The organism is Methylobacterium sp. E-012 (assembly GCF_057836545.1).
In genome coordinates this window covers 5,927,756-5,951,045 of record NZ_JBYQEY010000001.1, presented here as the reverse complement: position 1 = coordinate 5,951,045, position 23,290 = coordinate 5,927,756, and the positions used below count along the sequence as shown (strand labels likewise).

Here is a 23,290-nt window from a genome sequence, read left to right as displayed (position 1 = left end):
AGGGACTGCAAATAATGACCGGGAGCGCTCCCTCAACTAACCGGCCGCGCATGGGGTCGTATCTTGCCGCACCGGACCCATTTTGAGAGACGAATCGCCGTTACGAGAATACACTTGCGCGTCACTCACTATGATGACCGCCCCGAGGGTGTATTCTCTAAATAAAGCGAACGACTGGCAAACAGGAAATATGGTCGATATAGTCCGAGAATGTCGTTCTCGCGGCCGCGTTTGAACACACCCATCCAAAGTACTATATTACACCCCAAATGGGGGCGTAGACATTTTCTTCGTTAGAGATGCGACACGCATTCCTTCGGCGCATCTGTCACGTACGGAGTGATCCATCAACCGCCAGATGGTGCAGCTGTATGAATGGAACAACGGCGGCACCTGATCCGGAATGGTACTCGTTTCCCGATCCACCGGCCGCGATCGATGTCAGTTCCTGACGCGCTGATCGATCGGCCTCCCCGTTAGGAACGCCAGGAGTCATTCACATCGAACCGCGGCGCGCGTGCCTCAGCGGCTGCCGCGCTGGGCCAGCACCGCCGGGACGGTGCGCAGCATGATCGCCAGGTCCCGGCGCAGGCTCCAGCGGCTGGCGTAGTCCAGGTCGAGCGCAACGCGCTCGGCGTAGCTCGTGTCCGAACGCCCCGACACCTGCCACAGCCCGGTCACCCCGGGCGGGACGGCAAAGCAGGTCGGAAACGCCCGGCCGTAGCGGGCGACCTCGGCCGGCACGATCGGGCGCGGACCGACAAGGCTCATCTCGCCGCGGAGCACGTTCCACAGCTGCGGCAGCTCGTCCAGAGAGGTCTTGCGCAGCACCTGGCCGATCGGCGTGATCCGCGGATCGTTGGTGAGCTTGTGGGTCTCGGCCCACTCGGCTCGCGCCTGCGGGTCGGTCGCCAGATGCGCGGCCAGCACCGCCTCGCCGTCGGTAACCATCGAGCGGAACTTCAGGCAGCCGAAGCCGCGCCCGTCCCGGCCCAGGCGCATGTGGCGGAAGATCGGCGCGCGCCCGTCCCCGGCCCAGACAAGGCCGGCGATGAGCAGGAGAAGCGGCAGCAGCAGGAACAGCGCGGTGGCGGCCACGCCCACGTCCAGCGCGCGCTTGGCCGCCCAGTTCAGGCGCAGGCCACGGGCCACGAACGGCGTCGCCGGAAGCACCGTGACGCCCACGGCCTCGGCAGCCCCGCTCACCTGCCCGACCAGATGGCCGGTCACGTGCTCGGCGACCTCCGTCATCTCAACCAGACCGTGCGCCGCAACAAAGTCGGCGGACGCGGCAGGCTCGGCACGAGTCAGCATGGTCTCAGCTCCTTTGGCGAGCCCAATGGCGAACGTTAATGATTGGTTATTGCGCCGCTCATAATCTGATATTTCCGGGTCGGCAACCCCGATTTTGGGAAAAATCATAGATTAGAGCAGGTTTCGCTAGGGCGGCGGGCATCCATTAGGCTTGATTCGGACACGCTGATGCCACCGATACGGAAACCCGCCCGGTAGTTTCTACTGATACGTATTAGTTATCCGGCTGTCTGATCAGCGCAGCCGGGATTTGACGACTCGGCGAAGCCTCGCGTCGCGCAGGGTCCTGAACGCATCACATGGGTGGCCAAAGCCGGCCGGGTGCGTACGATGCGATCGCTATTGCACCGCGACAAACCCCAAACGGTCGAAGGGCCAAAACCGTTGCAACGCCGCGCGACCGTGCAACACGGTCTGCGAAACGGCACGCCATCGGCGCGCGCGGCGTGAAAACCGGTCGGCACGGGGCGAGACGTCAGATCCCCCGGCTCAGCTTGCCTGGACATACGACGGGAAGGGCGCGGAGAACGCCGTTGGTGCGACCTTCGGGATGCTCGACCCGCTTCGGCAAGCCGACACCCTCGTTATCGGCTGGGATCGCGAGCCGGTCCGTTTTCTCAGGCATTCTGCGTCGTATCGGGCCGGACGACTGCCAAAACGGCCACTTCAGAAATCGCTGTTGCGAAGGGTGCACCTGGACGATCCCGGGTCCTTGTCGGACCACAGCATCGTGCCGGATACCGGAACCGGCACGATGCTGTAGGTTTTTAATTGTGCATCGTTTTTTCCGAAAGCCGGGGACCGCCTTTCGGGACGAAGCTCCAGTTCGGGGCCCGCGCTCCGAAACCCGGGTCTGCCTTCGGTCATGCGAACGCCGCTTCGTCGGCTGGGATGCAGGGAGGTCGGAGACGCGCTCGCGCTGGATTGGAGCCTGCGTCAGTCGCAGGCCTGATCCACGTTTTAACCCAGCCTGATACCGAACCTGGAAGAGCCCGACTGATCCGGGGGAGTGCGCCCGACGGCAGGACGACGGCCGTCCTCCAAACCTCCGAGATCTAGGAGACATGGCATGACGCCGTGGAAGGTAACGTCGAACGTCCCGGGAGCGAGGGTCAGGATGAATGCATCTCGCTCTCCGCGTCGGTGCGGTCACGATGATCTATGGCAATGCCGGCGCCCATCTGCTCGCATCGGCGGAGCCAGGCCGATCCCGTGCGCGCGTCCGGATTTGAAATGTGGCTGTCTGCGACATCCTAGAGAGCGCTCGGAATGCGCCCTCAGCGGCCTTTGGCCGACCTTCCTATAATTCGGGCCGTAGGTATCGGCACCGGCTCTGAACGGCGCCCGTAACACCGCAGGACGAATGCGACGCGCCGCCTCTGGAGCCGTTTTCGAGCGCGTTGCAATCGCAAACCGCTCTAAACCTTTGTTGTGACGCGCGCTCTTGCGCCGAAACGGTGCCCACGTCCGTGGAGAGCGCTCTAGCCGGTGAGCCGTTGGAACAGCAACACCAGGATCCAACCTAGGAAGCCTGTCCAGGTCACGACCACGAGCAGCACGGTGATCAAGATCGCGACGGTGCCGTAGCGCGCGAACAATCGCTGGCCCAGACTGCGTCGACGACCCGACAGCTTCAAACTGTCCTTACCGTTTTGAGACGAATCCATGGCCCCAACCCTCGCACACAGGTTGAGACGCAATGACCTGTCCTGACAGCTCGCGAAAGCCGGACCGCCTTCGAGATCGGTGAATGTGATGAGCGAGCCCGGTGGGATTCATGTTTCGCCGCGCATGGGTCTCATGAGGGCGCCGAGCAGGAAGCCGAGCTGACCGCAAACGAGCAGGGTTAGGCCGCGGCGCATGCCACCACCGGCGCTGACCGATGATGGACGTACACACCGTAGGCCAGTTCGGTGGCCACCCAAGAAGCATCTATCCCGACCCCAGAGCTCTTGGGGCATGGGGATTTGATTATTTTTTAGAAAATACAGTCCGATTTTAATTCACGATCGATGGCTAGCTGGATGAACGTCATCTTACACCAGCATCGAGAACGACGCCGACGCTATGATGTCGTTGCGCCGTGGGATCGTGTGAGCAGATGCGAGATAGCCCGTCTACAGGAGCTGCTGCGGCTGTGGCGGGTTGATAAGTATCTGCGCAGACGCCACAAAGTCCGGAGGCGAGAGATGCACGTATATGAATGCTAGAAGCGCGAAAAGAATGGCGCTTCCGCCAATAACGCGCGCCCATTTCAGCAGAAAATCAAATAAATCCTCCAGGCCAGTATGCCGTCGATCGCGGCTTCTGCTCTCCTGTAGTGGATCGGATTTGAAGATTTGTGTCTTGTCTAGCATCCGACTCGGTCCAGTGAGCGATTAAAGCAAATTGTGCGAGCACTCATATCTCTAGTATCGGATCTTCGCGATTTATCGGCCACAGATCATCCTGAAGGCACATGTTTCCGGAACAGCAAGGTCACCAGCGGATCGGATTTTTGGATTAATATTGACACATTACTATAAAGATTGTGTTGTAAAAGCCAGTATAGCCAATTTTATGGTGCATAGCAACCAGGGCGGTCTTTGGGGGCGGTTCGCGCTGTCGGTCACAGATATCGGCGGTTGCGGAGGTGGCGTGGTCCGCCCGGTTCGCGATGCTATTGAATAAGCCGACGCTGTATCGGTCCCCGCGCCGCAGTGCCTGACCAGGTGCGTCCGCTTTTGGGGTTGTGCTCGGCCGTGAGTCATCGGTGGCGATTGGTATGCGATGCATCGAGTCCATGGGTCTCGGAGGCGACGCGGTGGCGTCAACTCGGCAAATCGCGCCGCCTTGTGACGGGCTATCTCGCATCTGCTCACACGTCCACGGCGCAACGACATCATAGCGTCGGCGTCGTTCTCGATGCTGGTGTAAGATGACGTTCATCCAGCTAGCCATCGATCGTGAATTAAAATCGGACTGTATTTTCTAAAAAATAATCAAATCCCCATGCCCCAAGAGCTCTGGGGTCGGGATAGATGCTTCTTGCGATAGTAATTTTTCCAATGTGTCCGACGTATGCGAATAAAACCGATCCATCTACGTAGTTTCTGCCGCGCCGTGTATTTGACTTGCCGGTCCTGTGTCCGCGATTGTCTTGGGCCGATGGCCTCACTTTTGGCCCTTCTTGACCTCAATTCTAAGGTCAAAAGCTTTGACGACCTGCTTGTCAAAACAAGTTTTGGTCGCTACAAACCGCCTTAATAACCAATCATTAACGTTCGCCATTGGGCTCGCCAAAGGAGCTGAGACCATGCTGACTCGTGCCGAGCCTGCCGCGTCCGCCGACTTTGTTGCGGCGCACGGACTGGTTGAGATGACGGAGGTCGCCGAGCACGTGACCGGCCATCTGGTCGGGCAGGTGAGCGGGGCCGCCGAGGCCGTGGGCGTCACGGTGCTTCCGGCGACGCCGTTCGTGGCCCGTGGCCTGCGCCTGAACTGGGCGGCCAAGCGCGCGCTGGACGTGGGCGTGGCCGCCACCGCCCTGTTCCTGCTGCTGCCGCTTCTCCTGCTCATCGCCGGCCTTGTCTGGGCCGGGGACGGGCGCGCGCCGATCTTCCGTCACATGCGCCTGGGCCGGGACGGGCGCGGCTTCGGCTGCCTGAAGTTCCGCTCGATGGTCACCGACGGCGAGGCGGTGCTGGCCGCCCATCTGGCGACCGACCCGCAGGCGCGGGCCGAGTGGGCCGAGACCCACAAGCTCACCAACGATCCGCGGATCACGCCGATCGGCCAGGTGCTGCGCAAGACCTCTCTGGACGAGCTGCCGCAGCTGTGGAACGTGCTCCGCGGCGAGATGAGCCTTGTCGGTCCGCGCCCGATCGTGCCGGCCGAGGTCGCCCGCTACGGCCGGGCGTTTCCGACCTGCTTTGCCGTCCCGCCCGGGGTGACCGGGCTGTGGCAGGTGTCGGGGCGCTCGGACACGAGCTACGCTGAGCGCGTTGCGCTCGACCTGGACTACGCCAGCCGTTGGAGCCTGCGCCGGGATCTGGCGATCATGCTGCGCACCGTCCCGGCGGTGCTGGCCCAGCGCGGCAGCCGCTGAGACACGCGCGTCGCGGAATCAGCCGCAATGGCGCGGGGGGCGGGATCGGTTTACCACCTGACCCGGGCTTGGACGGGGACGGGCTGCGATGAAGGGTCTGCTGCTGAACGCGCTGCTCGGGCTGGGTCTGGGGCGGTTCGGCTCGGTGTGGTGGCTCCTTGCGTTTCTGCCGGTGGTGGCCACCGAACTGGCCTACGGTGTGTACGTCCATCATCTCAGCGCCGGTGGTGGCATGCGCCGCGGCCTAACCCTGCTCGTTTGCGGTCAGCTCGGCTTCCTGCTCGGCGCCCTCATGAGACCCATGCGCGGCGAAACATGAATCCCACCGGGCTCGCTCATCACATTCACCGATCTCGAAGGCGGTCCGGCTTTCGCGAGCTGTCAGGACAGGTCATTGCGTCTCAACCTGTGTGCGAGGGTTGGGGCCATGGATTCGTCTCAAAACGGTAAGGACAGTTTGAAGCTGTCGGGTCGTCGACGCAGTCTGGGCCAGCGATTGTTCGCGCGCTACGGCACCGTCGCGATCTTGATCACCGTGCTGCTCGTGGTCGTGACCTGGACAGGCTTCCTAGGTTGGATCCTGGTGTTGCTGTTCCAACGGCTCACCGGCTAGAGCGCTCTCCACGGACGTGGGCACCGTTTCGGCGCAAGAGCGCGCGTCACAACAAAGGTTTAGAGCGGTTTGCGATTGCAACGCGCTCGAAAACGGCTCCAGAGGCGGCGCGTCGCATTCGTCCTGCGGTGTTACGGGCGCCGTTCAGAGCCGGTGCCGATACCTACGGCCCGAATTATAGGAAGGTCGGCCAAAGGCCGCTGAGGGCGCATTCCGAGCGCTCTCTAGGATGTCGCAGACAGCCACATTTCAAATCCGGACGCGCGCACGGGATCGGCCTGGCTCCGCCGATGCGAGCAGATGGGCGCCGGCATTGCCATAGATCATCGTGACCGCACCGACGCGGAGAGCGAGATGCATTCATCCTGACCCTCGCTCCCGGGACGTTCGACGTTACCTTCCACGGCGTCATGCCATGTCTCCTAGATCTCGGAGGTTTGGAGGACGGCCGTCGTCCTGCCGTCGGGCGCACTCCCCCGGATCAGTCGGGCTCTTCCAGGTTCGGTATCAGGCTGGGTTAAAACGTGGATCAGGCCTGCGACTGACGCAGGCTCCAATCCAGCGCGAGCGCGTCTCCGACCTCCCTGCATCCCAGCCGACGAAGCGGCGTTCGCATGACCGAAGGCAGACCCGGGTTTCGGAGCGCGGGCCCCGAACTGGAGCTTCGTCCCGAAAGGCGGTCCCCGGCTTTCGGAAAAAACGATGCACAATTAAAAACCTACAGCATCGTGCCGGTTCCGGTATCCGGCACGATGCTGTGGTCCGACAAGGACCCGGGATCGTCCAGGTGCACCCTTCGCAACAGCGATTTCTGAAGTGGCCGTTTTGGCAGTCGTCCGGCCCGATACGACGCAGAATGCCTGAGAAAACGGACCGGCTCGCGATCCCAGCCGATAACGAGGGTGTCGGCTTGCCGAAGCGGGTCGAGCATCCCGAAGGTCGCACCAACGGCGTTCTCCGCGCCCTTCCCGTCGTATGTCCAGGCAAGCTGAGCCGGGGGATCTGACGTCTCGCCCCGTGCCGACCGGTTTTCACGCCGCGCGCGCCGATGGCGTGCCGTTTCGCAGACCGTGTTGCACGGTCGCGCGGCGTTGCAACGGTTTTGGCCCTTCGACCGTTTGGGGTTTGTCGCGGTGCAATAGCGATCGCATCGTACGCACCCGGCCGGCTTTGGCCACCCATGTGATGCGTTCAGGACCCTGCGCGACGCGAGGCTTCGCCGAGTCGTCAAATCCCGGCTGCGCTGATCAGACAGCCGGATAACTAATACGTATCAGTAGAAACTACCGGGCGGGTTTCCGTATCGGTGGCATCAGCGTGTCCGAATCAAGCCTAATGGATGCCCGCCGCCCTAGCGAAACCTGCTCTAATCTATGATTTTTCCCAAAATCGGGGTTGCCGACCCGGAAATATCAGATTATGAGCGGCGCAATAACCAATCATTAACGTTCGCCATTGGGCTCGCCAAAGGAGCTGAGACCATGCTGACTCGTGCCGAGCCTGCCGCGTCCGCCGACTTTGTTGCGGCGCACGGTCTGGTTGAGATGACGGAGGTCGCCGAGCACGTGACCGGCCATCTGGTCGGGCAGGTGAGCGGGGCTGCCGAGGCCGTGGGCGTCACGGTGCTTCCGGCGACGCCGTTCGTGGCCCGTGGCCTGCGCCTGAACTGGGCGGCCAAGCGCGCGCTGGACGTGGGCGTGGCCGCCACCGCGCTGTTCCTGCTGCTGCCGCTTCTCCTGCTCATCGCCGGCCTTGTCTGGGCCGGGGACGGGCGCGCGCCGATCTTCCGCCACATGCGCCTGGGCCGGGACGGGCGCGGCTTCGGCTGCCTGAAGTTCCGCTCGATGGTTACCGACGGCGAGGCGGTGCTGGCCGCGCATCTGGCGACCGACCCGCAGGCGCGAGCCGAGTGGGCCGAGACCCACAAGCTCACCAACGATCCGCGGATCACGCCGATCGGCCAGGTGCTGCGCAAGACCTCTCTGGACGAGCTGCCGCAGCTGTGGAACGTGCTCCGCGGCGAGATGAGCCTTGTCGGTCCGCGCCCGATCGTGCCGGCCGAGGTCGCCCGCTACGGCCGGGCGTTTCCGACCTGCTTTGCCGTCCCGCCCGGGGTGACCGGGCTGTGGCAGGTGTCGGGGCGTTCGGACACGAGCTACGCCGAGCGCGTTGCGCTCGACCTGGACTACGCCAGCCGCTGGAGCCTGCGCCGGGACCTGGCGATCATGCTGCGCACCGTCCCGGCGGTGCTGGCCCAGCGCGGCAGCCGCTGAGGCACGCGCGCCGCGGTTCGATGTGAATGACTCCTGGCGTTCCTAACGGGGAGGCCGATCGATCAGCGCGTCAGGAACTGACATCGATCGCGGCCGGTGGATCGGGAAACGAGTACCATTCCGGATCAGGTGCCGCCGTTGTTCCATTCATACAGCTGCACCATCTGGCGGTTGATGGATCACTCCGTACGTGACAGATGCGCCGAAGGAATGCGTGTCGCATCTCTAACGAAGAAAATGTCTACGCCCCCATTTGGGGTGTAATATAGTACTTTGGATGGGTGTGTTCAAACGCGGCCGCGAGAACGACATTCTCGGACTATATCGACCATATTTCCTGTTTGCCAGTCGTTCGCTTTATTTAGAGAATACACCCTCGGGGCGGTCATCATAGTGAGTGACGCGCAAGTGTATTCTCGTAACGGCGATTCGTCTCTCAAAATGGGTCCGGTGCGGCAAGATACGACCCCATGCGCGGCCGGTTAGTTGAGGGAGCGCTCCCGGTCATTATTTGCAGTCCCTGGCAGCACACAGCTCCTGCATCGTCGAGAAGCACCTTCTTCCGAACAGTGTAGATAAATCGGCCGGGCCCTTAGCGCCGACTGATCGAGCGCGTCGAAATCTTAACCTTTCCTTTGCTTATGATCGAAGCATTGGCCGACTTTTATCTTGCTCCTGCTGATTCGGAGGGATCTTCCCTTGAGCCATCGACGTCCGAAGCAGAACTGATTATTGTAGAGCGGCAAATGGTACGAACCTTGCTAAAAGCCGTAGTGTAAAACCGTCCCCAACATAACCTCAAGTGATCGGCATTGAGTGTTCACATCAAGGGCTTCGCGCTCATCAACCGAAGCGCCCACATGTGAACGCAGGCAGAAGGATCAGAGACTTGCCAGCCCGGAAGATCCATAAATGACGATTAAACGATTGGCCATGAGGCCATCGAATTTACAGATCTGGCTGCAAGATGACAGCCAAGAGCGGCCTGTTCGGCTTATCACTGTACAGAATGGCTTAATATTCTTCCTTATTGTAAGTCTGACGATATGGGCCGCTTGGCAGCGCGGCCCATGGCTGGATGAATTCTGGACGCTATGGCTTTCAAAACACGATCTACCCTTGGCGGAAACGGTGAGAGATCGCTGGCTGATTGACGTTCACCCACCCCTTTTTGTCGCCTTGAATTGGCTCGCCCAGCCGCTGATTGGTGACTCGGTATTAACCCGTCGCCTCGTGAATTTAATTCCATTATTTATAACCGTTCTGTTCGTCATTGCAATTTGCAGAAAATACCCTCGGAGCAAAAATTTTACGACCGTTTTCACGGTTATGGCGATTACATCACCGGTCGTTGCATACAACATAACTGAGATCAGATCGTATTTTGCCCAAATATGCTGTGTAATAAGTTTGATCGCCTGTTTGCATTCTATTTTGATGATGGAGAAAGCGGGGCGGATACGGGATCACAGTGTTCTTGCTGTTTCGGTATGCATTCTAATACTCCTCTGCCTAAATATACATTATGTTACGACGGTCGTGGTAACGAGCATTGTGGCGACGGCTGGCGTCGGTATGTTGGTCCGGCGGCAAAAGAATTGGTTTCAACTCCTATTGACGGCAGGTGTTTTCGCGTCTGCGCCACTCCTCGCTTGGTTTATCGCCCAGAATTCTTTTCTCGAACGGATATCAGGAACATTCTGGCTGATCGTTAGTCTTCCTACCGCTGTTAAAATATTGATTGGGTTAATCGGCAAAAGTTTTTGCTTCAATCTTGTCGTGGTCGTAATTTTAATCATGTCTACATCGAAGTATTTTGGTATTAGCGGACATAAGAGATCCTTATCTAACCAAAATGAAATCGAATTTGATCATCCCAGCGCGCACGCTGATCGTAAAATATTTATTATTACGATGACATCCGGTCTTGCCCTCGCTTCACTGATCTTGTTGCTCATAAATGTCTATCGCCCTCAGATATTTGTTGCGCGTTATCTATCGTCCATTGCCGTTACGACTGTCGCGATCGTCGCCGCCGTTATTGCGGATACCGTTTGCCGCCACCGCCGAATATTTAATATTTTTTTGCTGAACGGAGCGCTGGTTTATAGTGTCACTGTAATTTCACACGGTCTCGACCAAGGTTGGGATGGTGCCGCATCCTTCATTCGATCGCAGTTCAATGAATGTGGCTCGTCCGAGATCTTAGCCGTCGAATACAAGGCTTCTTATTTTGTACCGAACTTAGACCGAGTCATTGACTGGGCCTACCATAAAGAAGCTCAACGCTTCGGTTTCCCGCTAAAAGTATTGACGAGCGGATCGAAACTGGATCTATCAGGCAGCGGACGCTGCGAATCTATGTTGTGGATTGATCACGTCATTTGGAGTGAATTGCCGGAGCCTGTGACTGCGGGGGATATTGCCAAAAAAATCGATATTACAATTCCGCCGAGCTTCCTACGTCAGGCACGTCTCGTTTTCTCGGGTTCGGGTGTTGTTATTGTTATGGGCCCGTCCCCCGCCGATATGTAGATCGCTCTTGTGCGTGCTGATCAGACGCCGTTAGCAGCACAGACGCGACGGTCACACCCTACTCCAGTCGAACCGGCTGCAATAGTAGCTCGCCCCCGATGTTTCGAACCATTTAACGCCGATCGCGTCCGCAGCGAGCATCGCTCGCTCAGTCCCTCAGGGTCTTGATCCGATGGGATATCCGGGGCGCACGAACAGAACGATCAAGGATGCGCCCATCGAGAACGTCAGCCTCCCCAGATCTGATGATCCGAAGTCGCATATCCTCATCGCCGTCATGGTCTACAGCCCCGCCGCACATCTCAAGGCCACGTGTGGCAAAACTCCGAATTGACGCCTGGACCGGGGGCCTAGCCCAAAGACCTGCGCCGAGGATCTGGACCAGTCCGGGATCGATCCCACCGTTCACCCCGAGGCATGCACCGGATGCCCTCTGCCGGCGGAACACTGGGCGTAAGAATGTCTTGATGCAAGAACACACAGCTTCGATCGCGCTTCTTCTCAAAGCCGTCTAAGCAGTGCGCGATCCGGTTATCATCCGCGATGTTTTCTTGCATGGTTGCGAAGCGTCGCCAAATCAACTAATCGATCTGGAAATCTTTAGCAGCTCTTCGGTTTAATTTGATGAACCACGTTAATTGTAGCGCCGACCTCCCGCTTGTATCGATCGTCATACCAACTTGGAAGCGCGTGCCGTTCCTTAAATTAACAGTCGAGGCGATCCGGGCACAAACGTACCAAAATTTTGAACTCATTGTCGTTGCTGACGGCCATCAACAAGATGCCCAAGATTGCATCCAGGCGCTGCAAGATCCTCGCGTCACATATGTGCCTTGCGAGTTTGCCGGGCGACCATCGGTCGTGCGAAACTTTGGCATGCGGCGTGCGAGAGGTGAATTTATAGCGTTATGCGACGATGATGATCTATGGCTGCCGGAAAAATTGATGACCCAGGTCGAGTTTATGGAACGACGCGGGATAGACTTTTGCTTCACGGCGGCGGGGGTGATCGACGCGGAGGGCAACAAGATTGAACAACCGTCGATTGGGTATCGCAAAAAGATATCGCTGTTTTGGTTTTTGATGTCGTTGGGCAACAATATCTACCCGTCGACAATTATGATCAGGCGCAAGCGGCTGGATGATATGAAATTATTTAACGAGTCGCCCAAACTGCGCGAAGGCGAAGATTACGAATTTTTTGCGCGCTTTTTAAAAGTCGTTCCTGGCTATGGCATCGAAAAGGAGTTGGTGCTGTATCGCGGGCATAGCGGCAGCATCCAAGAGCGAAGTGTAATCCGTTGGTTCAGGAATCAATGCAATCTTCAGAAGGCTCTGTATCAAACGAAAAGCTTTCCGCGTTCCGTGCTGCTGATCCGATTTCTGCGGGTTTATTATTGGACACTGCGTATCGGTAGCATAGCTTTGTTTTCAAAGATCAAGAACAAGGTCCGGGCGGTATAAAATAAATTCCGTCGCAAAGATTTTTAATTCATCTTACTGGGGCATCTACAAATTTCTCTTCTGATATAATTACGTGCATGTCTGCCCTGACTTGGATGCAAGAGCGGAAGTAAGGCAGGTATTGAATAGAAGTTGCTTGGTTATCCCTGAAGGACGTTAAATGTTCTGCCGTCCTACGTAATATTTTCGGTCTTAAATATCGGCGTCAACACAATTATGTAATACAAAACGACTTTCAATTATGCTGAAGATCGTGCAAATGATCCCTTGATCTGTCAAGCGGGCGACTACAAGAGTGACGACAAGGCATGTCAAAAAGAAATACTTTTGAATTCAGCTTTCGGCGGCCCCTCATCTTGGTGCGGACCTGCGACGCTGCCGGTGAACGGTCTCCGGTGCGCCTCTAATGGCGGTGGTCGACAACCTGTTCGCCCATGATCGACCGTGGGTACCAGCACTGATATTCGCCTCAAATAAAACATTTATCTAACGATAAGATGTCGAGCCAAATTTGAGCTGGGATATGGGAAGTGGTCCTCGTATTGCGTGTCGTCATGGAATCGGTTTCGATTTGAGCACGAGATGAATGATGTTTATGGTTTTCGACAGGGCGATACGAATGGGGACGGGTAATGCGCGAGCGTAAGCTTTTTACTGACGGTGCGCTTCTCTATTTTGCTCATATATCTCGGTATGTGTTTCCGCTAATCATTATTCCCCTGCTCGCGCGGCAGCTCGGGGCGGAACGCTACGGCATCGTGCTCGTGGGACTGTCAATGGCGACGCTCGTCAGTTTGATTGTCGAATTCGGTTTTAACGTGTCCGGGACCCGCGATCTTGCCGCGCACGATGTGTCTAAGATTGACGAAGTCGTATCGTCAATCTTGACGGCCAAGCTGATCCTCATGGTTCCGGCGATCGCCTTTGGTTTATTTACGATATTCAGCTCGCCGGTGCTGCGCAATGCACCAATGGTCGGTGGATTATCGATCGTCTATGGCCTCCTCCAGGGAACGAACCTGCTGTGGTATTTTCGGGCCCTTGGGCGAATGGCGCTGGTGGTCAAAATCGAGTTGGTGGCGCAAATATTGAATATTATACTCATAGTAAGTTTCGTTAATAGTGAGGACGCTTATATCTATGTCATTCTGTTCTACGTCTTAGCGTCGCTGTTAACTCTGTGTATCACGGGTGTTATGTTGGCTCGTGATGTTAAGGTAAGAATCGCGTCCTGGGCGTCTGCGATAGGCGCACTTCGCGGCGGCGGCGCCATCTTCGTTCTCACCGGTGCGGTCGCAGCCTATACGGCCGCGTCAGGTCTGGTGCTCGGGTGGCTGTCGACCCCCGATCAGGTCGGCTTCTTCGGGCCGGCCGACAAGCTGATCAATGCGGGTTTGCAACTCCTGAATCCCCTCTCGACCTTGCTGTTGCCGCATATGACGCGAGAACTCCGGAGCAACCCGGACCAAGCTTACGCTTTGCTCAAGCGCACGACATTTCTGCTCACGGTCGGTTCGTTTCTGGCATCCATCGTGGTCCTGTTTCTAGGACCATTCATCATGAATATTTTTTTGGGACATAGCTATGGCGAAGCGGGGCGCATATTTTCCGTGCTCGGATTGACGCTTCCGCTCGGGACCATCAGTTATTGCTTGAGCATGCTCCTGCTTCTGCCGGCGAGGAAGGATTTCTCCGTAACGTCGATCGCGATCATTGGCGGTGCCGTCAATCTGGTCTGTGCGTTGGTTTTGACGCCGGGCAATGGTGCGATGGGTATGGCCATAAGCCGCGTGATCGCCGAATTCGCGATCGCTGTGATGACGGTGATTGTGACCATAAGGAGTGGATTGTGGCGTGATATCTGGAGCGCTCGCCCCTCCGGCGCGACCGAAATTTGGCGCTTTGGGCGCTTTCAGGATCTAAAGAGAAAGCTTTTACAGTTCCCGATAACATTCCGATCGGGGCTATAAGTCCGCTCGTTCAAAAGCGTGGATGCGACGGCGGCTGATCGTGCGGTGAACCAGATCAACTGTTATTTCGGGTCAGATGGTGGGTGAGGTCGGCTGGCCGCCTGACGAGGCGGCCGGCGAAATCTTCAGGTGACGTCTTCCGAAGTGTTGGCTGAGCCATCTCCTCCTCCATGTGTCTTATGACGGCTGGACGCGCGGCAGCGGAACGACTCGCCTATCCGGGACCGGTCCGCATCGATGCCCGGCGGTCGATCGGGTGAGGCCGGTATTTATCCGCGCCGTCGACGACTGGCGGCGCCGCCGGCGATCGCCAGCGCGGTGACCGCGCTGAGGCCCAGGAGCCCCGCCGCCGCGGCCATCGGGTGCAGGCTTGCCCGCGTGTACGCGCTGGTCCGCATGACGGGGACCGGCGGGTCGCCGCGTGTGATCCCGGCCGGCACCGGCGCATGCAGGGCGCCGTCCGAATTGCGCGGTGGGATGCCGCGCTTCTGCAGGGCGACGATCGCGGCGGAGATGTGATCGTATGCGCCGGGGGCGAGCGCCTTGCCCGCCGTGAAGGCCTTGCCGGCGCCCCCCACGACGATGTCGCGCTTCGGGCGCACGGCCGCATGCAGGATGGCGTTCGCGACCTCCTCGGGCGGGTAGATCGGCGGCGGCAGGCTCGGCTCCCGATCCATGTAGTTGCGCGCCCGCTGGGGCAGGGGCGTATCGATCGAGGCCGGCTTGATCAGCGTGACCGAGACCGGCGCGTTCTCGTAGATCAGCTCCATGCGCAGGGCGTCGGTGAAGCCCTTCACGGCGTGCTTCGAGGCCGCGTACATGCCTTGGTACGGGAAGGCCAAATCCGATGCGATGCTGCCGACGTTGATGAGCGCGCCGCCATGCTGACGCAGATGCTCCGTCGCCACCAGGGATCCGAACACCGTTCCCCAGAAGTTGGTCCGGATCAGGCGCTCGTGGTCCGCATCGCTGATCTCGCGCAGCCGGCCGTAGATCGAGGCGCCGGCCACGTTCACCCAGGTGTCGAAACCGCCGAAGGTCGCCTCGGCCCGGTCGGCGACCGCCTGCACGTCCGCGCGGGTGCCGACATCGGCAACGACGTGGATCGCCTTGCCGCCGACGCCTTCGATCTCGACCTGGATGCGCGCCAGGGCGTCGCCGCTGCGCGCCGCTAGGACGACCCGGGCCCCGCGTTCGGCGGCCATGCGGGCGGTGGCTAGGCCGATGCCCGACGACGCGCCGGTGATTACGACGACCTGCTCGCGGAGCGGCTTGTGCTTCATGGGTCTTCCCCGATGCCTCGATGCGCGTCCGCCGCCGGCGGCGGTCATGCATTCGGCTATCGATCGGGGGCGCGGCATGTTCCGGGCACGCCCGGGGGGATCGCGTCGCAGGGGCGGCCCCGCCCCGGCGCTGAGCGCCGGTGTCCACTCCGGCGGAGGGCGCCCTAGCGCCCGTAGATATCCTCGACGCGGATGATGTCGTCCTCGCCGGTGTAGGAGCCGACCTGGACCTCGATCAGCTCCAGGGGGATCTTGCCCGGGTTGGCCAGCCGGTGCATCGAGCCGATCGGCAGGTAGATCGCCTCGTTCTCGTGGACCAGAACCACCCGATCGTCGATCGTCACCTCGGCGGTGCCGCGCACCACCACCCAGTGCTCGGCCCGGTGGAAGTGCTTCTGCAGCGACAGACGCCCCCCCGGCACCACCTGGATCCGCTTCACTTGGAAGCGCTCGCCGATGTCGATCCGCTGGTACCAGCCCCAGGGCCGGTACATCCGCAGATGCGCGTCCGCCTCCGGTTCGCCGGCCGCCCGCAGCGCGTTGACCAGCTCCTTGACCTGGCCCGAATGCGCCTTGGACGCCACCAGCACCGCGTCGGGGGTGGACACCACCACCACGTCCTCCAGGCCGACCACCGCGGTCAGCCCGCCGCCCTCGCTGTGCACGAGGCTGTTCCGCGTCCCGATCAGCGAGACCCGGCCGCGCACGGCGTTGCCGGCATCGTCATGCTCCAGCACCTGCCAGACCGCGTCCCAGGTGCCGACATCCGACCACGGGAACGACACCGGCAGCACCCCGGCCCGGGCGGTCCGCTCCATCACCGCGTAGTCGATCGAGATCTTGGGCGCCTTCGCGAAGGCCTCGTCATCGAGCCGCACGAAGTCGAGGTCGGTCACCGCCGCCTCCAGGGCCGCGCGCGCGGCCGCCAGCACCTCGGGGGCGAACGCCTCGAGCTCGGCCAGCATCAGGTCGGCGCGGAACAGGAAGTAGCCGGAGTTCCACAGGGCGCCCTCCGTGATCAGCGCCTCGGCACCGGACCGGTCGGGCTTCTCGACGAAGCGGGCGACCCGGGCGGCGCCCGGGGCCTCGGGGATCGGCTCGCCGCGGCGGATGTAGCCGTAATCGGTGGCCGGCCGGTCGGGCTCGATGCCGAGCGTCATGGTGTAGCCGGCCCGGGCCCCGGCGGCGGCACGGGCGACCGCCTCGACGAAGGCGGCGGTGTCGGGCACGACGTGGTCGGCGGCCATGATCAGGACCACGGCCTGCGGGTCGCGCGCCCCGGCGTGGAGCGCGGCCACCGCCACGGCGGCGGCGCTGTCGCGCCCCTGCGGCTCGAGCAGGATGTCGGCGGAAAGCCCGAGCTGGTCGCGCTGCTCGGCGACGATGAACCGGGCCTCGGCCGAGGCGATCACCGTCGGCCGGGCGAACACCGCCGCGTCCGACACCCGCGCCAGGGTCGCCTGGAAGGTCGAGGCTTGCGCATCCACCAGCCGGGCGAACTGCTTGGGCATGCTCTCCCGCGAGGCCGGCCACAGCCGCGTCCCCGTCCCGCCGCACAGGATCATCGGGTGGATCGGGGCAGAAGATCGGGACATGGCGGCGTCTCCCGCTGGAGGTGTGCAAGACGGCGTGATTGCCCGGTCCGGGCCACCCCGCAAGCGTGCTGAATGCGGTCGCCCGCCGTTTTCTGGATCTGCCCTTAACGTCGGCCCGGGAATGGAACAACCTGCGCGTATTATCCGCGGCGTATCGGGCTGGCCTGAAGCAGGCGGATCGTTATCTCTGGTCGCACGATGCCGTCATCCGCCAAAAGCTCCCCCCCCAGATCCGTCCGGCCACCGCCGACGCGACGCAGAACCCGCGCCGGATCCCGGCGGTCGAACGTCTCCTCGGGGGCGCCGCGCCGGAGGATCTCGCGGTCTACGGGCGCACAGCCCTCACCGAGGCGATCCGCGCCGTGCTCGCCCGCATCCGGACCGAAGGTGGCCCCGTGCCGGACGAGGCGGCGATCCGGGCGGAAGCGACCGGGCGGCTCGCCGCCGAGCGCCGCCCCTCCCTGCGGCCGGTCTTCAACCTGACCGGCACGGTTTTGCACACCAACCTGGGGCGCGCGCTGCTGCCGCGCTCGGCCGCAGAGGCGGTGGCCGCCGTGATGGTGCAGGCGAGCAACCTCGAATTCGATCTCGGGACCGGCGCCCGGGGCGAGCGGGACGACCATGTCGAGGGTCTGATCTGCCGCCTGACCGGCGCCGAGGCCGCGGTTGTCGTCAACAACAACGCGGCGGCGGTTTTGCTGGTGCTGAACGCCCTCGCCATGCGCAAGGAAGTCGTGGTCTCCCGCGGCGAGCTCGTGGAGATCGGCGGCTCGTTCCGGGTCCCGGATGTGATGGTGCGGGCCGGCTGCCGCCTGCGCGAGGTCGGGACCACCAACCGCACCCATCTACGCGATTACGCCGAGGCGATCGGCCCGCGCACCGGCCTCGTGATGAAGGTGCATCCGAGCAACTACGCCATCGCGGGCTTCACCGCTGCCGCCGACCCGGCCGACCTGCACGGCCTCTGCCGCGCGCGCGGCGTGCCGCTGGCCGAAGATCTGGGCAGCGGCAGCCTCGTCGATCTCGCCGCCTATGGCCTGCCGCCTGAGCCCACCGTCCGGGGAGCCCTCGAGCGGGCCGACCTCGTGACCTTCAGCGGCGACAAGCTCCTGGGCGCGGTCCAGTGCGGCATCGTGGCTGGCCGGAAGGACCTGATCGCCCGCGTGCGCAAGAATCCGCTGAAGCGGGCATTGCGGGTCGACAAGATGACCTACGCGGCCCTCGAAGCCGTGCTGCGCCTCTATCTCCACCCCGAGCGGCTGGCCGAGGAATTGCCGACCCTGCGGCTGCTCACCCGGGATCGCGCGGGGATCACCGCGCAGGCCGAGCGCCTCGCCCCCGCGGTGGCCGAGCGCGTTGCCGGCTGGGCGCGTGTCTCGGTCACGGACTGCATCAGCCAGATCGGGTCCGGGGCGCTGCCGGTGGAGACCCTGCCCAGCGCCGCCCTGGTCCTGACCCCGGCTGATGGGGCCGCGCGCCGGGGCGCCGGGGGGCGGTGCAAGCGCCTCGCGGAGCGCCTGCGCGCCTTGCCCGTACCGGTGATCGGCCGCATCAGCGACGACGCGATCCTCCTCGACCTGCGCACGCTGGAGGACGAGGCCGGTCTCCTCGCCAGCTTGGCGTCGGTCGTGCCGCCCACGGCGGGGTCACGAACCGCAGAGGATTAGTCGGGAAATGAATTGCGCGATTGAAGCTCGTGCGCCGGCTTCATGGGTTGTGGTATAACGGGATGCCCGCGGTCGCGGTCGAGAATGGCGGTGCCTGGACCGCGATAGGCGAACGACATGGTGTACACTGCCGACACGGCGGAGGTTGAGCGCGAGACGGACCCGCTCCTCCTCGACAATCAGCTATGCTACGCGCTCTACGCGGCCGCGCACCGAATGACAAAATCCTACCGGCCGCTCCTGGAGCGGCTCGGTCTCACCTATCCACAATATCTCGTGCTGCTGGTGCTCTGGGAGCAGGACGGCGTCACCGTCTCGGAGATCGGCCGGCGGTTGCGCCTCGATTCCGGCACGCTCACGCCCGTGCTGAAGCGCCTGGAGAGCGCGGGCTTCCTGCTGCGCACCCGCCGCCAGTCGGACGAGCGCGAGGTCGAGATCGCGCTGACGCCGACGGGCGCCGCGCTGCGCGCCGAGGCCGTCTCGGTCCGCCAGAGCGTCATGTGCCAGCTCGAACTCAGCGAGCCCGAGATCCGGGCCCTGCGCAAGGATCTCAGCCTCGTGATCGAGCGGCTCAGCGACAACGAGTGAGGGCCGGCCCTCACCGGCGCAGGCGGTTGCCCAGGACGAACCCGTAGAGCCCCATCAGGATGATGCCGACCGCGCCTTCGAGGCCGACCAGCAGGTTGGTGACGCGGCCGGTGGGCTTGAGGCCGATCTCCGGCGGGTTCGCGGTCATCATGTTGAGGGCGCTGTAGCTCAGGAGATCGAGGGGATTGTAGGTCGGCCCCGCCTCCGGCCCCTCCAGGATGATCAGGCCGCCGGTCAGCCCGTAGAGGCCGCCGAACACCACGATCAGCAGCGCGAAGGCCCGGGCGATGCGCGAGAGGCTCTCACCGTAATCGCACAGCCACTCGACGAACCGGTCGGCGCTCCAGCGGTAGCCGTGCCGCAGGACCGCGGCCCAGTCGCGCCCGTTCCAGGCGTCGCGGGCCTGCCGGCCGGCGTGGAACCGGCCCATCCGGCGGCCGCGCTTGTAGGCCCAGCTCGCCGCGTCGTGGCTGCCGATGCTCTTCCAGTTCTGCTCAAGGGCGAGGTAGCTCGTCTGCGCGGCCTCGTAGGCGCCCACGACCTCCTCGCCCACGGCACCGCCGAGCTGCTCGACGCTCATCCGCGTTCCATTGAGCCACGCGCCGGAGAAGCGGGCATGCCGCAGGCTGCATGTGGCGAGGTTCAGCCGCACGAGGTCGGTGTCCGACAGGTCGGCGCCGGAGAGATCCGCCCCATCGAGCTTCGCCCCGGTGAAGTTCGCCCCGCGCAGGCGCGAGCCCGCCAGCGTCGCCTTCGCGAGGCTGGCGCCGGCGAAATCCGCGTGGGTCAGGTTCGCGTCGGCGAGCTTGGCCTCGTCGAGGCGCGCGTCCCGGAACACGGTGTCGTCGGCATCTGCCCCGGTGAAATCCGCCCCCCAGAGGTCGGCTTCCGCGAAGTCCGTCCCGTCGAGGAGCGCCCCGGACAGGTTGGCGAAGCGCATCGCGGCCTTCCCGAAGCGGGCATCCTCCAGCATGGCGCCGGCGAACTTCACCTGTCCGGCGACGATGCCGGTGAAATCCGCCCCCGACAGATCGGCGTCCGACAGGTCCGCCGCCTCCAGGATCGCCCCCGCGAACCGAGTCGAGCGGCCCACGACGCCCGTGAGGTTGGCCCCGCGCAGGTTCGCCCCCGAGAGATCCGCCTCCTCCATGCGGGCCTTGGACAGATCCGCATCAGCGAGGGGGAGACCGCCGGATTCCGGATCCCCCGCGTGTGGCGCGAGGGTCCCGGCGCGCAGATGCGAGAGGTCGAGGCCCGGCTCACGGACGGGCGCGCCCGCCGCGATCCGGTCCATAAGGTTGCACAGCCGCTTGTCTGCCTGCGCGTCCGGTGGTGTCGGCTGATCCATCGCCGTTCCTTGCCGGAGCGCAGGGCATCACGCCAGAGCATTAGCCCAGCTATCGCAGGTGTCGCCCCGGTGTCTGCCCCGGGACGACGCTTCGGATGGCCCGTTCAGGCCGTTCGGGCCGCGGCGTTCACCCGAACGGTGATCGCCTTGGCGGCCGGCGTCTTGGACTGCTCGTCGTAGTGCCAGAGCGGCAGCAGGACGTTCAACTCCGGATAGTAGCCGCCGCAATTCCCCTCGGGGATGTCGTAGGCGATCACCCGCAGCCCGCCCACGCGGCGCGTCACCTGATCGCCGGCCTCCGTCTCGACATCGACGCCGCCGCCATCGGTGAGGCCGAGCCGGGCGATGTCCCGGCGGTTCATGAACAGCACCGAACGGGTGCCCTTCACTCCGCGGAAACGGTCGTCGTAGCCGTAGACCGTGGTGTTGAACTGGTCGTTGGACCGGAGGGTGATGAGGTCGAGCACGTTCGGCCCCCGGGCCGGCAGGTCCGGATCGGCCTCGAGGCCGGCGGGCACCGCGAAATTCGCCTTGCCCGTTTCGGTCTCCCATTTGCGGTCGCGGGCGCCGAGGGGCTTGGTCAGGCCGCCGGGCCGGAACATCTGCCCGTTCAGGTCGTGGAACACCTTCGGGTAGGTCGCCTCGATGGCCTCGCGCACGCGGCCGTAATCGGCGACCCAGGACGTCCAGTCGATCCGCGGGTTCGCGGGCAGGGTCGCCTTGGCGATCTCCGCCACGATCCAGGGCTCGGAGCGCACCTCCGGGCCGACCGGTTCGGCCACGCCCCGGGATCCGTGGAAGCGCGCGGTGGAATCCTCCATCGAGACCGCCTGGGGGCCGCTGGCCTGCTGATCGATCTCGATCCGGCCGAGGCAGGGCAGGATGTAGGCCACGGCGCCGTTCACGAGATGCGAGCGGTTGAGCTTGGTCGAGATCTGCACGGTCAGGCGCTGCCGCCGCCAGGCCGGCTCCATCCGTCCGGTATCGGGGATCGCGCGCAGGAAATTGCCGCCGAGGCTGACGAAGGCCTTCACGCTGCCGTCGAGCACGCCCTCGCAGGTCTCGACCGTATTGAGCCCCTTCTCCCGCGGCGGCTCGAAATCGTAGAGTTCCTTCAGCTTGTCGAGGGGAGCCAGTTCCGGCTTCTCGGTGATGCCGACGGTGCGCTGGCCCTGGACGTTCGAATGGCCCCGCACCGGGCAGATCCCGGCGCCGGGCTTGCCGATATTGCCGCGCAGCAGCAGCAGGTTGACCAGCATCCGCACGGTCTCGGTGCCCTTGCGGTGCTGGGTCAGCCCCATCCCGTAGATGCCGATCACGGCCTTGGCACGGGCATAGGCCGCCGCCGCGGCTTCGAGGGCGGTGCGGGTGAGGCCGGAGCGCCGCTCGATCGCCGTCCAGTCCTGCCCGTCGCAGAAGGCCACGAAATCGTCGAAGCCGTGGGTGTGCTCAGTGATGAAGGCGTGGTCGAGGATGGCCGGGCGGCCGGCCGCGGCGGCCTCCCGGTCCAGGGTCAGCAGGGTCTTGCACAGGCCGGTGAGCGCCGCGAGATCGCCGCCCGCCTTCACCTGGTGATACTGCGTGGAGATCTTGGTGGCGGAGCGCGTCACCATCTCAACCGGCGATTGCGGGTTGGTGAAGCGTTCCAGCCCGCGTTCGCGCAGCGGGTTGAAGGTGATGACCTGCGCGCCCCGGCGCCGGGCCTCCTGCAGCGGATGGAGCATCCGCGGCGCATTGGAGCCGACATTCTGACCGAAGAAGAAGATCAGGTCGGTGGTCTCGAAATCCTCCAGCAGGACCGTGCCCACCGGCGCGCCGATCGATTGCGGCAGCGCCACCGAGGTCGGCTCGTGGCACATGTTCGAGGAATCCGGCAGGTTGTTGTTGCCGTAGAGGCGCGCCATCAGCGCCCACATGTAGCTAGTCTCCAGGGAGGCCCGGCCGGAGGCGTAGAACACCACCGACTTCGGATCCTCCTGGCGCAGGGCCTTCAGCTCCCGGCCGATCTCGCCGAGGGCCTCCGACCACGGGACGGGCCGGTAGCGATCGGTCTCCGGATCGTAGCGCATGGGATGGGTCAGGCGGCCCTGCTCCTCCAGGGCGTAGTCGCTCCAGCCGAGCAGTTCGGTGACGGTATGTTCGGCGAAGAAGTCCGGGGTGGCCCGCCGCCGGGTCTGCTCCCAGGCGGTCGCCTTGGCGCCGTTCTCGCAATACTCGAAGGCGAGCGGCTTGGCGGGCTTCGCCCAGGCGCAGGACGTGCACATGAACCCGTCCGGCTTGTTCTGCTTCAGCAGCATCGCCGAGCCGGTGACCGGCACGCCCTCGCGGGTGAGGATCTCGACCAGGGAACGGGCGGAACCCCAGCCGCCGGCCGGGCCGTCATAGGGTTCGATCCGCACGTCGCCGGTTTCCTGATCGCTCATGCCGTTCTCCTGCCGGCACGTCTATGACCGGATAAGGGGAACGCGCGAGGCGCGGATCAGATCGGGGGTGCGTCGCCGCGGCGGCCGGTGCCCCGTCCGGCCGGGCCTCGCGTCGATGCCGGCCGGGTGA

The 23,290-nt window shown here is 62.9% G+C and carries 16 protein-coding genes; 9 read left to right on the top strand and 7 right to left on the bottom strand.

Features of this window, described 5'->3' with window-relative positions:
* Positions 1–522: 522 nt before the first annotated feature.
* The 3 genes from AC3IF1_RS28555 to AC3IF1_RS28545 all read right to left on the bottom strand — a co-directional run bounded on the left by AC3IF1_RS28555 (position 523) and on the right by AC3IF1_RS28545 (position 3,671).
* Positions 523–1,314: a sugar transferase gene (locus AC3IF1_RS28555; protein WP_489214878.1), complete on the bottom strand. Its 792-nt coding sequence runs from the start codon at positions 1,312–1,314 to the stop codon at positions 523–525.
* 1,481 nt (positions 1,315–2,795) lie between these two features.
* Positions 2,796–2,981, bottom strand: a complete 186-nt coding sequence (locus AC3IF1_RS28550; protein WP_489214880.1) for a hypothetical protein — start codon at positions 2,979–2,981, stop codon at positions 2,796–2,798.
* Between the two features lie 450 nt (positions 2,982–3,431).
* Entirely contained in the window at positions 3,432–3,671 is a 240-nt protein-coding gene (locus AC3IF1_RS28545; RefSeq protein ID WP_489220287.1) for a Wzz/FepE/Etk N-terminal domain-containing protein, read from the bottom strand.
* A 1,001-nt stretch (positions 3,672–4,672) separates the two neighbouring features.
* Here AC3IF1_RS28545 and AC3IF1_RS28540 point away from each other — a divergent pair.
* From AC3IF1_RS28540 to AC3IF1_RS28510, 7 genes are all read left to right on the top strand, one after another.
* Positions 4,673–5,401 carry a sugar transferase gene (locus AC3IF1_RS28540; RefSeq protein WP_489214882.1) on the top strand — a complete coding sequence of 243 codons (729 nt, stop codon included), beginning with the start codon at positions 4,673–4,675 and terminating at the stop codon, positions 5,399–5,401.
* A gap of 88 nt (positions 5,402–5,489) precedes the next feature.
* A complete protein-coding gene (locus AC3IF1_RS28535) occupies positions 5,490–5,720 on the top strand; it encodes a hypothetical protein (RefSeq protein WP_243965135.1) in 231 nt (76 codons plus the stop codon).
* Positions 5,721–5,828: 108 nt separating this feature from the next.
* Positions 5,829–6,014 carry a hypothetical protein gene (locus AC3IF1_RS28530; RefSeq protein WP_489214880.1) on the top strand — a complete coding sequence of 62 codons (186 nt, stop codon included), beginning with the start codon at positions 5,829–5,831 and terminating at the stop codon, positions 6,012–6,014.
* A 1,481-nt stretch (positions 6,015–7,495) separates the two neighbouring features.
* Complete coding sequence (locus tag AC3IF1_RS28525) at positions 7,496–8,287, top strand: sugar transferase (protein WP_489214878.1); 792 nt, start codon at positions 7,496–7,498, stop codon at positions 8,285–8,287.
* Positions 8,288–9,199: 912 nt separating this feature from the next.
* On the top strand, positions 9,200–10,822 hold the full coding sequence (locus tag AC3IF1_RS28520; RefSeq protein ID WP_489220286.1) for a hypothetical protein: 1,623 nt from the start codon (positions 9,200–9,202) through the stop codon (positions 10,820–10,822).
* Between the two features lie 624 nt (positions 10,823–11,446).
* Complete coding sequence (locus tag AC3IF1_RS28515; protein ID WP_489220285.1) at positions 11,447–12,286, top strand: glycosyltransferase family 2 protein; 840 nt, start codon at positions 11,447–11,449, stop codon at positions 12,284–12,286.
* Between the two features lie 632 nt (positions 12,287–12,918).
* Positions 12,919–14,256 carry an oligosaccharide flippase family protein gene (locus AC3IF1_RS28510; RefSeq protein ID WP_489220284.1) on the top strand — a complete coding sequence of 446 codons (1,338 nt, stop codon included), beginning with the start codon at positions 12,919–12,921 and terminating at the stop codon, positions 14,254–14,256.
* Between the two features lie 269 nt (positions 14,257–14,525).
* Here the strand turns inward: AC3IF1_RS28510 and AC3IF1_RS28505 are convergent, their stop codons facing one another.
* Positions 14,526–15,539: an SDR family oxidoreductase gene (locus AC3IF1_RS28505; protein ID WP_489220283.1), complete on the bottom strand. Its 1,014-nt coding sequence runs from the start codon at positions 15,537–15,539 to the stop codon at positions 14,526–14,528.
* 164 nt (positions 15,540–15,703) lie between these two features.
* Complete coding sequence (locus AC3IF1_RS28500; RefSeq protein WP_489220282.1) at positions 15,704–17,134, bottom strand: mannose-1-phosphate guanylyltransferase/mannose-6-phosphate isomerase; 1,431 nt, start codon at positions 17,132–17,134, stop codon at positions 15,704–15,706.
* 230 nt (positions 17,135–17,364) lie between these two features.
* Between AC3IF1_RS28500 and selA the strand changes: the two genes are divergently transcribed.
* Both selA and AC3IF1_RS28490 read left to right on the top strand, forming a co-directional pair.
* Positions 17,365–18,801, top strand: coding sequence for an L-seryl-tRNA(Sec) selenium transferase (gene selA / locus AC3IF1_RS28495; protein WP_489220497.1), 1,437 nt, complete (start codon positions 17,365–17,367; stop codon positions 18,799–18,801).
* A gap of 117 nt (positions 18,802–18,918) precedes the next feature.
* Entirely contained in the window at positions 18,919–19,389 is a 471-nt protein-coding gene (locus AC3IF1_RS28490) for a MarR family winged helix-turn-helix transcriptional regulator (protein WP_243973206.1), read from the top strand.
* Between the two features lie 10 nt (positions 19,390–19,399).
* Here the strand turns inward: AC3IF1_RS28490 and AC3IF1_RS28485 are convergent, their stop codons facing one another.
* Both AC3IF1_RS28485 and AC3IF1_RS28480 read right to left on the bottom strand, forming a co-directional pair.
* Positions 19,400–20,737, bottom strand: a complete 1,338-nt coding sequence (locus AC3IF1_RS28485; RefSeq protein WP_243973204.1) for a pentapeptide repeat-containing protein — start codon at positions 20,735–20,737, stop codon at positions 19,400–19,402.
* Between the two features lie 104 nt (positions 20,738–20,841).
* Positions 20,842–23,160, bottom strand: coding sequence for an FdhF/YdeP family oxidoreductase (locus AC3IF1_RS28480; RefSeq protein WP_489220281.1), 2,319 nt, complete (start codon positions 23,158–23,160; stop codon positions 20,842–20,844).
* Positions 23,161–23,290: the final 130 nt, after the last annotated feature.